Annotated in this window: 1 protein-coding gene; it reads left to right on the top strand. The window is 78.7% G+C overall.

Annotated features, from left to right (window positions below; all coding sequences use genetic code 11):
• A partial coding sequence (locus tag AC1MIR_RS27825) for a hypothetical protein (RefSeq protein WP_480031410.1) occupies positions 1 to 300 on the top strand: 300 nt, incomplete at both ends.

Here is a 300-nt window from a genome sequence, read left to right as displayed (position 1 = left end):
GCCCCGCCCCCCCCCCCCCCCCCCCCGGGGGGCGCGGGGGGGGGGGGGGCCCCCCCCCCGGGCCGCTCTTCCTGGGCTGGGAGCAACTCCGCACGGTTGCGACCGTCTTCGTGCCGACCGCCATCTATGTGGCGGCGATCCCCTTCACCGGGCTCTATGTCGCCTCGGCCCTGCTGGTCGCCTGGTTCATGCAGCGGCTCGGCGGCTTCCGCCTGGCGCCATCGGTCGCGACCGGCGTCGCGGCCGCGGGGGGGGGCCTGGGGGGGGTGGGGGTGAGGTTAAGCGTGGCCGTGGCGAGGC

It is taken from the genome of Falsiroseomonas sp. RANM36 (assembly GCF_056682175.1).
Note: the sequence above shows the minus strand (reverse complement) of the source record. Positions and strands in the feature narration are given on the sequence as shown.